A 14,321-nucleotide genomic window follows, 5' to 3' on the forward strand; every position below is an offset into this window, starting at 1 on the left:
TTATATAAATAAAGCCGAAGAATTACCCTCGGCTTTATAGAGATAAAATTAAAGTTCTACAATCGGAAGAGTTTGGAGATTTTCTGCCAAATAGTAGGTTTAGGGATTTCTTGAACAACAGGTTCTTCTTTTGGAATATCTGGCATTTCAAAATATTCTTCTTTATGTTTTAGATCATTTTCTCTACCTAAGTGGATTTCTCTTTCTGTCCAACGACCAGCAAACTCAATTTTATTGTTCCTTATCCAGTAGTGGGACTGACATTCAAAATTCCAATTGCCTATAGAGGGGTGAAGCGTAACTGCTTTACCATTAAAAGTCAGTTTCCAATCTGTCGGAGATAACGGGGTCACCACTTCATTACCGCATCCGCATACACATTTGTGTATTGCAGTACAGCATTCTATTGAGACATACAAAACGCCCTCCTCAACCTTTTCAGGAATGAACTCAACAAATTTATGGTGTAACATCCTCATTGAAAATTTTAGACACACTAATGGAATATGAGCTGTGATATTCATTTTCCAGATCAACATAAATTCCAGATAACTTCTTCCATTTCAGGATAGCAAAAACAGCATTTAATGCATTCAGTTCAGCTACCTGAATGTTGGTAGCGTATTCATTATTATCAGAGTCTTCCGAAAAAATACGGAGGGGCAGATGATCATTTTTGTCACGAGAAGCAGAAGTAACCCTTACAGCACCTGTAAGTTTATCATCAACTACATTAACCCCTAGACCTACATCGGAAAAAGCGACATCTACACTTACCAAATAATCCGTTATTATCTTCCTTACGGCATTCTTGTCTACACATACAAATACATAATCCATTTGATCCAACTCTTGTAAGTTCTCTTTCTTTACATAGTAGTCATGCCCATGGATATACTTGCGCATGTTTGAATACAACTTTTGATAATAAGACACCTTTCTCGGGTTTTCGTACAGATCATTCATTGACGCTGCACCGGGAGAACGGAAAGCATTGTGCTGGTCAAAGGTGTCCCCATCGTATATATGGATTTCTTTTACCGGAGTTTTAGCTACCAAATCCAGAATATATGCTCCAGTACCGCCCAGCCCAATAATTGCTATTTTCTGCCTTTCTAACTTTGCATTAATCATTTCGATGTTTGCGCGGCTGGAATTGGTGTCAATATATTCAAATACTGTTTCATTACCACTGTCCGGTATGACCTTAAAAGTCTTTTCCGTAACTGAAGGGTCCAGATATTTCGCAGGTGCGGAAATGATGTCTGCATACCTCTTGACTTTTTCATAGTAGTTCGGATATCCGGCAGCAGGCTTATTTGAAAAAGATCTGTTTACCGTAACCTGATGGTTTAGTACAGAAGTAGTATTGCTATGCTGGATTGCTGTAATGACTGTACCATCAATTTCACAGGGGTTATCCCCAATAAAATGTATAACATGGTTATCCGGAGTTCCCGTTCGTTCATTACAACTTAGTGTAAGCGTAGTTACCAATATTCCATATTGGATTTGATTGTTTTGATCTACAAAGGGTATATGGTGGATAAGTAAATATCCACCACGTACCTCGATCTCATAACCTTCGTCTCTTAGACGTTTAAGGTCAGGACTATGATTTATCAGTTGCTGTGACATCGAAGATCATTTTATTTTTTACACGAACAATCGAACCTTTAATCATAGTGCCTTCCGGTTTTGGTTCCCAACCTCTGCTATAAGTAACCGTATAACCCTTGTTTGGGTTATTATCGTATGATCCGAAAGCCAACACAACCAACTGCTCAAAAGAGATGTGTGCTTCTTTCCAAATATGTGGACGAGCATTCACAATGATTGTAAACTCCGTTGGTCTAGGCTTAGAGAAAAACTTCTCTTTACCCGGACGAGCTAAATCAACGACTTCATCATCTAATATTTGATCGTCTTGCCAACCTTCCTTGATGTCAAGGAAGATATCATCTTCAACAGGTATATTACCCAGTTCTCTGATTTGAGCACCTCTGATGTATTGCTTATACCAGGTAAAGGGCTTGTCATTAATGAAAAACTGAAGCTTTTTCTTTACAAAGAAATACTCGGTTTCAGGTCGAGCCAAGTTAACTTGTTTCTCATTTTCAATAAGCTCATCCTGATAAGGTTTGCTAATTGACAAAAACAACTCGGTATCTAAAGGTATCCCAGCAAGCTGTTTTAATTCTGCTCCTGTTTTGTACTGGTCAAAGGCTTCATACTCTTTACCTTCTATTACAAATGTTAGAGGTACTTTTGGATTTTGGGAATGTGATTCCCCTTCATGTTTATTTGAATTCATCTTGAATTTAAATTGATATTAATTAATATTTAATTGCTTATTGCTTATCATTTCGGCAATAAATAGGGCGTACCCTGCGATAGTTTAATTCTGATGCAATTGAAATTTTATACTATTAATACCAAGCCCCACTACCTGAATTGTACCGGCAGGAGGTTTAAAATCACGAAAAGCTTGTTTATTTCAAATAAAGGAGGTAGTTTTGAAGTGCAAAAACATTACTACCAAGAGCCTTGCAAGGGCTTTTGTTTCCTTTAAGGAATCAAGCCAGGTGATTTTCGCCTGGTTTTTTATTTTCTTACCGTCTCTTTCTCATTAAAATTTTGTGTCTTTTACTGATTTTGGATCGTTTCCGGGTTTAACAGTGTCACTATCTCTAATTGGCCCACCATTTGGGCGATGTATTCTAACTTCTCCTCCGCCATTATTTGATGAAAACTGTTTTGCTAGTTGTTCAGCTTGCTTTTGAGTACTGGCAACTGCTGAAGCTTTCTTGCCGCCTTCCTTCTGGACATTCCATCCGTCTTGCCCTTTCTTTTGTGTTACATGGTAATTTGCCATAATTATATGTTTTTTTAAATTATTAAATTAAACTCTTGGTACAATTCGAGCTGCAGTTTTGATGTCAACTGCCTGGACTCCAAGAGACTGTAGCATTTGTCGCATGTCATTAAATACTGGTTTCTCACTATTAGGATCTGAAATTGTTAGTATTGCTGTAAATGGTACACCCGCAGCTGGTATAGTTACACCATCTCTTGACAAGTACTCTACATCTAGTTTCCATTCTGTCGATGGTCCAACTCCTCGGGGGAAAGTTTTTTCATAAACTTTCACTGGACTCCATTTGAAAGAATGTTCAATCTGATCTTTCTCATATAAACTTCCGTCACCATCTTCTGGCGTATAAATTGCATTCAACCTTCCTTTATAGTTACCATTATTTTGTAGCTGTCTCAGAGCTGCGTCGATATTTATTCTGACAAACTCAGATCCAAATCTGTAATCAAATCTTGGAGTGCTTACAATGGTGAGTTTTGCGTGCCCAAAGCATTTACCATCCCTTACTAAGCTTGACGGCCATGAAAATTTAAAACTCATTTTATGGCCACTTATGGCTCGGTTTGCAAATACTAATGTTATTGCAGATGAATTTCCGTTCAAAATGTCTTCAGAACCATCCGGCATACCGAATCCAACCAAGTGTTTGGAGACATTTCTCAAATTTTTGTCGTTGAGGGACTCTGGCAATACAGCATGATGGATTCCAAGAGCGATTAGTGTTTCCCTTGAAACTATACCTTCAATCGAATGATCAAGACTTGCTAAAGTCTTTGCTACATTAGGAGCTGCGTAACTAGTTCCGCAACCATCTACAATATTACTCGTTGGGTCTAAAGATAGAAGACCATGTCCTAAAGTTGGGTGACTAGTCCCAGAACCACCAATATGAGCAAAATCAGGTTTGAGTCCTACTCGTAGTCCAGGTCCACGACAACTGTAACTGCTTAGAGCATAAGGAACAACACCTTCAAGATGCGGAGGGTTTAAAGCTGAAACACTAATATTGCGACAGCTTTCAGCTGGTTTTTTAATAGCGTCATTTCTCGAAGAAGCTAATATTTTTAATGCATCGAAATGATCCACAGGCCATTCTTTTCTAATATCTCTAGGATGCGTATTACCCGCCGAAATAACAAAAACGACATCGTTTTCTTCTGCAATTTTGTCCAAAATTTGTGCAGGAACGCTATAGCCTGTAGTTGATGCATGCTCTTCTATATTCAGGCTGAAATTAAATATTCGAACTCCAGTTCTAGCTTTTAATTCCTGAACAGCAGTTTCAAGTTCATTAAAAAATTCTAGAGGTTTTGAATAGTACGAGCTATATCTATCAGCACGAGGTAATATATCAAGATCTATAATTTTACAACCATCAATTTCCCGGCAAATAGCCTTCCCATTTAATTGTTGGCCAAATATTGCTAATCCAGCTATAAAAGTACCGTGATTTTCGTCTTTGTCCATGCTGCTAATTAATCCCCAACGATCTTCTATCCAGTCGCCATAAACATCTGAAACACCTCCGTCTACAACGCATATTTTTGGATATGATCCTTTATGATCAGGAGCAAGAACAGTAAAGTTTTCACCTTTGACCTGAGACTTGACAGTTGAGCTTTGTGTAATGATGGGAGGAAGAGTAACTTTTTTTACCAATGGATGATTTCCCAAATATTCTAATAATTCGTTATGTCTCTCCAAGTTTAGGTCAATAGATTTTTTCTCTCCTGATTTGCCTGCTGTTGATGATGAGTAAAGCTGTATTACGGGAGTTGAATCGGTTTTTTCTAATTTGACACCAAACACAACAGATGAGCCTTGACCGGTAGTAATTCTTGACACAAATAAGCCTGTGCCTAAAATGGTTAGCCCTCCAAAAAAGCTATCAAACAAATCGAATTTGTATTTACTTAGTAAATCCCAATCTTGCCTCGCCGGAGGAGCTTCAAACAATTCTACCATATACGAACCGCCAGTTTGAGCATTAGATAGCCATTTTACGGCTTCTTTAACAGAAAAATTCCTTTTGTCACTTGCAGTATATGGGCTAATTCCTTCAATTGCACCGACTTCACTTCTTAATCTTGAAGGATTAGGTTCATTCTTCCCATTCTTTTCTTTATATCTTGTTTCGGGTTCAGCCTGTCCAACTTTAGTATTTATTTTATCAATACTTTCTGGCGTCAGTTCGACAAATAATTCTCCCAAATCTCCAGCTCCAATTATAGGAGCAACATCCCTTTTAAAAACTTGTGAAGTTGGACGATGACTTTTTGCTAATGCCGTTTGCTTTAATGTAACTTTCGCATAAGAAACCTTAGCAAAACTATTTACCAATTGCATGCTCTTTATCTCACTAAGCTGATTTTGAATATTATCTCGATGCTCGATGAATTCGGTATCATTTCCGGCAAAAAAGTCTTTAGAACCACCGCCTCCATTATTTTCTAATGCCTCGATAAAAGCATCGCTATTTAATACTATTTGAACAGGACTATTTGCCATAACTTATATTTTTTCAGAATCTTTAAATTTCGATAGCTGCTTACTCAAAGTTGACGGGGTCATTCCGAACAATGATGCTAGATCTTTCTGTTTAAAAGAGTAAACCTTATCGTTTAACAGCATGTTTATAAAATCTTCATCACTGTGAACCATAACATTTCTCTTTTTTGTGTCTACCCTTCCAGAGTTGAGCACAGCAAATTGCTTCATTACTTCTACGATATTGCTTTTCTTTTCTAACACAAAAGCTCTCTTTAGCCATTTCGAAAGCATTTCTGCATCAGCACCTGATGAACCATCAAGGCACCATGCTAAAAATTTAATCTCACTTTCGTTAAATTCTAAAGGCGTAATAAAATTCTTGAGTAATTGAATCATTACTTCGGGAGAAGGTTTAGGAATTTCAACCTGTATATCAAACCTTCTCCAAATAGCGGGATCAAGGAGACTTTCATGGTTGGTTACACCAATGGTAAAACCTTTTTCATGACGTGAATCTAGACTTTGCAACAACGTATTGACTACTCTTTTTACTTCACCAACCTCCTGTGGATCGTTACGGAGTTTAGCAATTGCATCAAACTCATCAAGAAGTAAGATGCATTTATACCTATTAGCAAAAGCGAACAGATTACCAATATTTCGAGATGTAGTTCCTAAATACGAAGACATAAGCCCTTCTAACCTTGCCAGTACTACAGGTAATCCAATTTGTTTTGCAATCCATTTTGCTAAATGTGTTTTACCAGTTCCTGGCGCACCATAAATTAAGCAGGAGCTAGCAGGGGTAGCATTAATTTCTAAAAGTTGATCGAATTTACTCCATTCATTTACAATTGAGTGAATAGCAAGCTGGATATTACCATCAAACATTGGGGCTTTTTCTGGTAGATCATCAGGGAAAAAAATCTCTGCCAATGGTGTTGATGTCTCCTTATCTACAGGGATCGATGTCTTAGGAGTTACTTCCTCGCCTTTTAAAACAACGAAAGATCTCTGGATTTTACTTGGAGACATGTCAAGCGATGATTCAGAAGCAGTCAACAAAGCCTCCAATGACTTTGCCTCTTTAGTAAACCCATCTTTTTCCAGACTTTCTTTTAATCTTCTAATTTGATGCGTGACAGCTTCATTCGGCGTTGCCAATGCGGACCTGCTTAGAGCTTGTACTATACTGAAATATTTGAGCATTTGCTTATTTGTTTCTTAAGTTATAAATGCAAATATAGTAATAAATTTCCAAAACAAGATTTTTATTTCCATTTTTTGATATAAATTTCCAAAAAAAAGATTTTAGTTTCTATTTTATGTTAAAGACAAGTTTAACGACATGAAAGTGAGTATGTTTCATGAATATTAATAAATGGAGAGCATTGCAAATAGAAAAGGGAGTTTGCTATCAAACAAACTCCCAATGTCAAAATTCTCCAAAATCATTTTCCACAAAACAAAAGAATAAACTTCAGTTTCAAAGAAAAGGTAACTGCCCAATAGCTAGCTTTTTAGCATGCTGAATTCACATTCTGCGACCTTTTCTTTTGCTGAATTCACTTTCCTCTGGCTTTGGACTAGTGGATTTTTTTTGTCCTACCTTTACTTCTTGTCCATTGTTTTGCTTTACGGTTTCCGCAAAACGGGTCTGATGCCACGGTATTACTTTGGCGTCAAATTTCAGTTGCACTCCATGTTTTTTTAAATAGTCTGAACTATTTAAGTCACCCGCTTTGTTTTGACCAATTGGGTCAAGGGTACGCTTGCCGGGAATTTGTACAACAATGAGGTCTTTAGGAATCTCCTTGACATTTAGGCTCACTTCCTGAAAGGTATGCGTCTTTTGATTGTAAGGAATGGTATAAATGTTGTCTTTGTGCGAGTAATAATGTTTGAGTTCGGTAAAGATGATGCCCCGTGACCAGATATCATCTTTAGGGTGCAATTTGTCATTAAATAAGTCAATATGAAAAGTGTGTCCCGCAATATCTATCGTTGGGATAATACCTTTGTAAGCAATTTTATCGAACGCATCCTGATCAACCATCAGTTTGAAATCGTCCATTCCCGCCATAATATCTTCGGAAATATTATGTTTCTTTGACATCCCAGTTGGGTCGAGTTTTACAAAGTCGGGTATCTCTGCTAATTTTGCTCCTGGTTCGGCGTATGTTGTCAAGCCCTTTGTATTTGGGCTGTACCAAAATCTGTAGCCCTGTACTGCTTTTTCTTCCATATCGGATAGAGAAATTACATTTTTCGGATTGGCTTTTTGACGGAGTTCCAACTGATTGACATCGACGATAAATTCTGTTCCGAATACTTTATATGTCGGAAGTACCCTTTGTGTGTCGGTGGGTATCTTATACAGATTGTCCTTTAGTTGGTTGACAATATATTCTTCTTTTGGTTGTAGCTGTTCGGCAACATTACGTTTTATATGTTCAATCACATTGGTGTCTACCCACGGCAGGGTACGCGCTTCAAAGTGCATTTGTTTCACATCCTGATCAGTTAGGCTATTACCATGCTTTCTATTCCATCCCACTATATCCAATTCATACTGATTGGGAAACTGCACTATGATAATATCAGTAGGCAGTTCGGTCATTTTAGAAACATCGTCCTGCTGAAATTCGCGTTTTGTTGGATTATAAGGAATAACAAATGCCCGTCTGTCACGATCATAGTAGTCTTTTATTTCAGTAAAGTCTATGCCTTTGGATATAAAGTCGTCCTTTGGCCGTAGTTTGTTCATGCGTAAATCCACATAGAATGTATGACCTGCAATATCAAGTGTAGGTAGTATGCCTTTATTCAAACGCAGGTCAAGCAAACTGCCCGGTTCTATATTAGTATTTGGCAATCCATTTTCCATATTTTCTTATTTTAAAAGACAAAGGGAAGTCTATACAAACTCCCCAATGTCAAAATCATTCAAATCATTTTTCCGCAAAGTGGAAGAACCGGCTTCCGTTTCAGATGAGAGTGTGCTATCCAAAAGCTCGGCAATTTTTAGGGAGGCACCCTCGATGGAATTTTCCAGCAGGCTGAATAATTCAGTCCCCTGTAATCTTTGAACTATATCTACCGCTGTTTCCTTTTGTGATTGTTCCAAATTCTCTTTTTGGAGCAATGCACCTACGGAGCTTAGTTCTTCAAAGGTAACCCCTTGGGCAAGACTGTTATCGCCACCAAATATTCCGTACCTGTTCCATTCTTCTTCCTCTTCCTCCAAATCAGGCATATTTCTGAAAACTTCGTCCAGCTCTTCCTTGCGGATTTGAATGCCGACGTTTTCATTTTCGTCGTATTCAATGTCTAAATTAGCAGGGTTTATCTCCGGTTCCTCAATTTGGCGTTCATTGGCAGTGTTTGGCACTGAAAGGCGTTCTACGGGTTTAGGTTGTCCCATAATATCGGGCAGGTTCGGATTGACTTTCTTCTGCGAAGGTTCTTGCTTTGACCTTTTATGAATGACAATCTTATCCTGCAAAAGCAGGACAATGACTATCAGCAGGCATATCACAATTACTATTTCCATAACGTAGGGTTTTTAAAATAAGCCTTTGTATTTTTCGTTGAACTCCTTTGTAATCATATCTTCAAACACTTTAAAATGATGTTCAAGAATATTATTGAGATAGGCAAACAAGGGTATTTTATCATCGCCTATAATCTGTACAATGCGGGTTAAACGTTCGTGATGTTCAGGACTTAGGTATATACTTTTATTGCCTCTTTTCTGCATTTTATTCATTTGCATAAATGCGTTTTCATAGGTTGTTTTAGTCGTATTGCTAACTGTATCGGAGCTGTTGCCGGATACAATAGCATTCCTGTTCTTTTTATCTTTCTTCATTATAGAATGGGTTTAAAATGTTCGTTGAAATAATTGGTAATATCGTCCCCGTACTCCCTGAAATGATTTTCAAGAATGTTGTCAATGTAAGAGTAGAGCGTAGTTCTTTCTTCCCTTGTCAGCTGAACGATGCGGAGCAATCTTTCGTGGTATTCAGGGCGTATGTAAACCACCTTTCCGTTACGCCCCGATGGAAATCGATTGACCAAAAAGGTTTCCTCATAATCCGCTTTCTTTGATGAACTGTTACGGGCTTTTTCCCTGGTCTTTGTTTCCTTTGGTACATCCTGCTGTTTATTATTGCTTGGTGTAGCAACAGGCTCATCGCCACTTATAATGTTCATAAGATATTCCTCATCAACATTGGGCTTTTCAAAATCGTTATTTTTGTTGTCTGAAGCCATACTTTACTATTTTTTATAGATGAGTGATTTTTAAAAACTCCTCGACAAATAAATCCATTTTGGTTGCTTTCATTAACTGTGGTTCGGCAGGCAGCAAACTTGACCGGAATACATAACTGCCTGTGTCGTCTGTTTCCTTTCGGAAACGCTTGCTATCCATTATTCTTGTTTCCATTATGGGCAGGTTGAGTTCTTTGATGACACTTTGATACGCATCATACAAACCTGTTTTTTCCCTGCCGTCCACTTGGTTCCAAAACAGCCACATCTCTTGTTCGGGATTGCCCTCGTCCGTTTGGGGAAGTCCGAGAAAGGCTTTGGTAAAGCCCAATGTACTTTCCACTACCAAACGGTCGGCAGTAATGGGCGAAAAGATAAAGTCCATTTTTTTTAAGGTGGTCAGAACGCCTTTGGTGTTGGCTGTTCCCGGCAGGTCGAAGAAAATCACATCTGGTACAACCGCCGACTGGCTTCTATATTCCGAAGCTTTCTCCAGAGCCGTTTCAGCTTTGCATTTAATAATCGGGTACGCTTTTTTGTTGATGGCTTGAAACTGCTTCATTGCCGCTTTTTTATGGTAGTCGTTCTGCATTATGGTTCTCTTATCCCGTTCACGCATGTTGTTCAGGCTGTATTGCGGAAAGTCGCAATCCAATACCAGCACATTAAAACCTAAACGGTAGTGAAGCACACTCGCCAGCAGGGTTGTCATCGTAGATTTTCCCACACCGCCCTTTTGGGTGGAGAAGCTGATTTTTAAAGTTTTCTTTGTTGTTTCCATTATTTAAAAATTTATTGTTACACACTTTATTTGTTTTGCAGGATTGAATATTGGTTTATCTGATTATTACCTCATTCCTATATTCCTGCATTCCCTTTTGGGTAATTTCCTGCACAGGTATTTGCTTTCATTTTTGCCTTGTCAGGTACATTCTTTGGCAAGTGGCAAAACTTGCAACAGGTAAATTGCTTTACCGCTTTTATGCTTTTACACTTTTATTGTTTTATGCTTTTAAAACCTTATGCTTTTATTCCAAACTGCCTGTTTGCAAACCTGATTTTCTTCTTTGTTGAAATACTTTTTTTACTACCTGCACTAAAATTATACGGCAAATAAAGCGATTGATTTAACCGCTGATTGAGCTGTGGCAGTGTTTGGCATTCAAAGGCAGTGTTTGGCACTGCTATACAATACACTGCTTTCGTAAACAGGGCTTTACTTTGTACAATGATTTTTATTAATGGATTTATGCAAAAGTCTTTTGACAAATCGGAGGGTAATAGGAACGGCATCGAGCCGCTTTTCCCTGTTACATTTAATCCGTCCCGCAGGGCGGATTTTTGTGTTCGACAGAACACGGCAAGTTGTGTTTTGAGGCACTCGAAACCGAGTTTAGTGCCTCAAAACAACTTGCCCTTGCAGGGAGCAGAAAAAGACCTCCGAAGTCGGCTTTTCGTATGAATTAAAAATGGATTTGTGATGAACGAGAACAACAAACAGAAACAGCATAAGGGCGGTCGTAAGCCAAAGCTCAATCCCAGCACCCACCGCCACGTTTTCCGTTTGACAGACGAGGAAAACGCTAAATTATTATCGCTTTTTGAAGCATCGGGAATGCCCAATAAGGCAAAATTTATCATTTCGCAACTATTCGGAAATGAAATGAAGTCGGTTCAGATTGACAAAGGAACAGTTGATTACTATATGCGATTGACCTCGTTTCACAGTCAGTTCCGCTCCATAGGTGTGAATTATAACCAGATCGTAAAGCTGTTGTACCGCAATTTTTCGGAGAAAAAAGCTGCCGCTTTCCTTTACAAATTAGAAAAACAGACATTGGAAATGGTCATTTTATGCCAAAAAATTATGGAGTTGACCGAAGAATTTGAAGCAAAATATCTGAAAAACAGCATAAACAATGATCGCAAAAATCGGAAGAAGCAGTAATTTATATGGTGCATTGTCATACAATAACCTCAAAGTGGAAAAGGAAAATGGGCAAATTCTCCTTGCCCATAAGATAATTGAGACACCAAACGGAGAATATACCGTAGCACAGTTGACCCAATCTTTTGAACCCTACTTAATCGCAAATCGCAATACGGAATATCATACCCTGCATATCTCGCTCAATCCCGACCCAAAGGATAAGGTAAGCGATGACAAGTTCAGGGAAATTGCGGAACAGTATATGCGTGAAATGGGGTACGGCGAACAGCCTTTTGTGGTATTCAAACACACAGATATTGACCGTAGCCATATCCATATCGTATCGGTATGCGTGGACGAAAACGGTGTAAAGATTTCGGACAAATTCGAGAAAATGCGATCAATGAAAGTGTGCCGTGAACTCGAAAAGCAACACCATTTAGTACCCGCAACAAACAAAGAGCATCAGCAAAATGATAAGGTGTTTCGTCCGGTGGATTATCGGGCTGGCGATGTAAAAAGCCAGATCGCTTCGGTTGTCCGACACCTGCCCAATTACTATCAATATCAAACTTTGGGAGAGTATAATGCCTTGCTATCCCTCTTCCATATTACTACGGAGAAAGTGGAGGGCGAATTGCAGGGAAAAATGAAACAGGGGTTATTGTACATCCCGTTGAATGAAAAGGGAGAAAGAGCCGGGCATCCGTTCAAGGCTTCCCTGTTCGGAAAAAACGCAGGGTTACCCGCTTTGGAATTGCATTTTGCGAAATGCAAATTGGCATTGAAAGACCATCCCACCAAACAGACACTCAAAGCCGCCATTAACATTGCCCTAAAAACAACGGTTGATGAATCGAAATTTAAAAAAAACTTAGCCGAGCAGGGCATTCAGGTAATGGTACGGCGTAATGATGTAGGACGGATCTACGGTATTACATTCATCGATCACAATTCCAAAACGGTCTGGAATGGTTCTCGCTTGGGTAAGGAGCTTTCTGCCAATACATTTAATGACTACTGGAACAACAACATCAGACCGGAAATAAAAGAACATGATGAACCACAGGCAAAGATATCCCATTTAAAGGATGAGGATCTACCCACGGAAGAACCGCATCATTTGTTCGACTTTCTGGATACTAAGGAAAAACATGAAGACGGTTTAATCGAAGCCTTTGGCGGTTTGCTTATTCCTGAAGCCCAGGGCGAGGATCATGAGGAACAACAGTTTGCTAATAGAATGAAGAAAAGAAAAAAAAGGAGAATGCAATAACTCATACACCACAATATAAATATGGATAATACCAAGACCTCCATTTTATAAGAGGTCATTTATACCGCTATCGCTCACTCTGGGGATTGGATTTAAAAAGAGTAATATCCAAAAAACCGTTTAAACTGATATATTACGATTGAACAGCAGATATCCGCTATTCAGCTTCTTTTACTGCGATACACTTTACTGCCCAAACTAATTTTGCCAAGAATATGTAATGATTGCAAATGTTGGAAAAAAAGGGATGAGGAAGTGCATCACAAGAAGAAATAACAATGAAGAGTAAAATTATTGGTGCGGGTAATTATGTACCTTCACAAACGATTACCAACCTGTTTTTTGATAAACATCATTTCCTTGACGAAAACGGACTGGCTCTAACACATGACAACGCAACAATTATCAATAAGCTGAAAGAAATTACAGGCATTGAAGAAAGGCGTTATGCTACAAAAGAACAGGTAGCTTCTGACCTGGGCTTTTTCGCTGCGAAATCCGCAATTAAGGACTCGGGGATTGATCCTGAAACTTTGGATTACATCATTTTTGCCCATAATTTTGGCGATGTGCGTTTCGGAACGGTGCAGTCCGATATGGTTCCGAGCCTCGCTTCGAGGGTCAAGCATCTTTTGAAGATAAAAAACAATTTTTGTGTTGCTTACGATATAGTGTTCGGATGCCCAGGGTGGATTGAGGGAATGATACAAGCTAATGCTTTTATTAAATCGGGTATTGCTAAACGATGCCTGATTATCGGAGCAGAAACCCTTTCCCGAGTAGTAGATATCCATGACAGGGATAGCATGATTTATGCAGACGGAGCAGGTGCTGCCATATTGGAAATCAGCAATGATGAATCGGGAATCCAATCGCACATATCGGGTTCGTTTACCTCAGAAGAAAAAGACTATCTGCACTTTGGTAAATCGTACTCTAATGAGAGTTGTCCTGATATACGATACATCAAGATGAACGGCAGAAAAATCTATGAATTTGCCATTTTGCGTGTTCCTATTGCTATGAAAGAATGCCTTGATAGCAGCGGATTTTCCATTAACCAATTGGATAAAATCATTATTCATCAGGCTAATAAAAAAATGGACGAAGCTATTCTTAAACGGTTTTACAGGTTATACGATGCAGCAGTTCCCAAAGACATAATGCCTATGGTTATTCAGAAGCTCGGAAACAGCAGTGTAGCAACAATTCCCTCTCTACTTGCGATGATTAAAAGAGGAGAGTTACCTGAACATTCTATTAAAAAAGGAGATATAGTTTTGTTTGCTTCGGTAGGTGCGGGAATGAATATCAATGCGTTTGTTTATAAGGCATAAAATAAACAGAACTCAGGATAATAATTTCGATTGATTGTAAACTGTACTATTCAGCCAAACACCGCCACGCACCGCCATTGAGTGCCATATTCTTATAGACACGCTATACAGCCTATAAATTCACGCCCGAACATTTAA

Annotated in this window: 14 protein-coding genes; 3 read left to right on the plus strand and 11 right to left on the minus strand. The window is 38.7% G+C overall.

What is annotated here, in order from left to right; translation table 11 throughout:
• Positions 1-56: 56 nt before the first annotated feature.
• The 11 genes from BW983_RS19170 to BW983_RS19220 form a co-directional block, all read right to left on the minus strand.
• Positions 57-473 carry a ubiquitination-like system serine protease family protein gene (locus tag BW983_RS19170; RefSeq protein ID WP_228409039.1) on the minus strand — a complete coding sequence of 139 codons (417 nt, stop codon included), beginning with the start codon at positions 471-473 and terminating at the stop codon, positions 57-59.
• Entirely contained in the window at positions 460-1,638 is a 1,179-nt protein-coding gene (locus tag BW983_RS19175; RefSeq protein ID WP_055134006.1) for a ThiF family adenylyltransferase, read from the minus strand. The genes BW983_RS19170 and BW983_RS19175 overlap by 14 nt, the downstream gene beginning before the upstream one ends.
• Complete coding sequence (locus BW983_RS19180) at positions 1,613-2,314, minus strand: multiubiquitin domain-containing protein (RefSeq protein ID WP_055134005.1); 702 nt, start codon at positions 2,312-2,314, stop codon at positions 1,613-1,615. Before BW983_RS19180 ends, BW983_RS19175 begins: the two co-directional genes overlap by 26 nt.
• A 315-nt stretch (positions 2,315-2,629) precedes the next feature.
• The gene (locus BW983_RS19185) at positions 2,630-2,875 is read right to left on the minus strand and encodes a DUF2188 domain-containing protein (protein WP_076553445.1); all 246 of its coding nucleotides are present in this window, start codon (positions 2,873-2,875) and stop codon (positions 2,630-2,632) included.
• A gap of 27 nt (positions 2,876-2,902) precedes the next feature.
• Positions 2,903-5,383 carry a S8 family peptidase gene (locus BW983_RS19190; protein ID WP_076553446.1) on the minus strand — a complete coding sequence of 827 codons (2,481 nt, stop codon included), beginning with the start codon at positions 5,381-5,383 and terminating at the stop codon, positions 2,903-2,905.
• A 3-nt stretch (positions 5,384-5,386) separates the two neighbouring features.
• On the minus strand, positions 5,387-6,529 hold the full coding sequence (locus tag BW983_RS19195; protein WP_228409040.1) for an AAA family ATPase: 1,143 nt from the start codon (positions 6,527-6,529) through the stop codon (positions 5,387-5,389).
• A 370-nt stretch (positions 6,530-6,899) separates the two neighbouring features.
• Positions 6,900-8,252, minus strand: a complete 1,353-nt coding sequence (locus BW983_RS23745; RefSeq protein WP_055134001.1) for a hypothetical protein — start codon at positions 8,250-8,252, stop codon at positions 6,900-6,902.
• Between the two features lie 30 nt (positions 8,253-8,282).
• A complete protein-coding gene (locus BW983_RS19205) occupies positions 8,283-8,918 on the minus strand; it encodes a hypothetical protein (RefSeq protein WP_055134000.1) in 636 nt (211 codons plus the stop codon).
• A gap of 12 nt (positions 8,919-8,930) precedes the next feature.
• Positions 8,931-9,236: a DUF3408 domain-containing protein gene (locus BW983_RS19210; RefSeq protein WP_055133999.1), complete on the minus strand. Its 306-nt coding sequence runs from the start codon at positions 9,234-9,236 to the stop codon at positions 8,931-8,933.
• Positions 9,236-9,640, minus strand: a complete 405-nt coding sequence (locus BW983_RS19215; RefSeq protein ID WP_055133998.1) for a DUF3408 domain-containing protein — start codon at positions 9,638-9,640, stop codon at positions 9,236-9,238. Before BW983_RS19215 ends, BW983_RS19210 begins: the two co-directional genes overlap by 1 nt.
• Positions 9,641-9,653: 13 nt before the next feature.
• The gene (locus BW983_RS19220) at positions 9,654-10,421 is read right to left on the minus strand and encodes a ParA family protein (protein WP_055133997.1); all 768 of its coding nucleotides are present in this window, start codon (positions 10,419-10,421) and stop codon (positions 9,654-9,656) included.
• A 699-nt stretch (positions 10,422-11,120) separates the two neighbouring features.
• On the opposite strand from BW983_RS19220, the gene mobA reads away from it, so the two are divergent.
• The 3 genes from mobA to BW983_RS19240 all read left to right on the plus strand — a co-directional run bounded on the left by mobA (position 11,121) and on the right by BW983_RS19240 (position 14,183).
• The gene (gene mobA, locus BW983_RS19230; protein ID WP_072997294.1) at positions 11,121-11,588 is read left to right on the plus strand and encodes a conjugal transfer protein MobA; all 468 of its coding nucleotides are present in this window, start codon (positions 11,121-11,123) and stop codon (positions 11,586-11,588) included.
• Positions 11,560-12,846, plus strand: coding sequence for a conjugal transfer protein MobB (gene mobB / locus BW983_RS19235; RefSeq protein WP_072997295.1), 1,287 nt, complete (start codon positions 11,560-11,562; stop codon positions 12,844-12,846). The genes mobA and mobB overlap by 29 nt, the downstream gene beginning before the upstream one ends.
• Before the next feature lie 278 nt (positions 12,847-13,124).
• Complete coding sequence (locus BW983_RS19240) at positions 13,125-14,183, plus strand: 3-oxoacyl-ACP synthase III family protein (protein ID WP_072997296.1); 1,059 nt, start codon at positions 13,125-13,127, stop codon at positions 14,181-14,183.
• Positions 14,184-14,321: the final 138 nt, after the last annotated feature.

Source organism: Chryseobacterium ureilyticum, from assembly GCF_900156735.1.
GTDB lineage: Bacteria > Bacteroidota > Bacteroidia > Flavobacteriales > Weeksellaceae > Chryseobacterium > Chryseobacterium ureilyticum.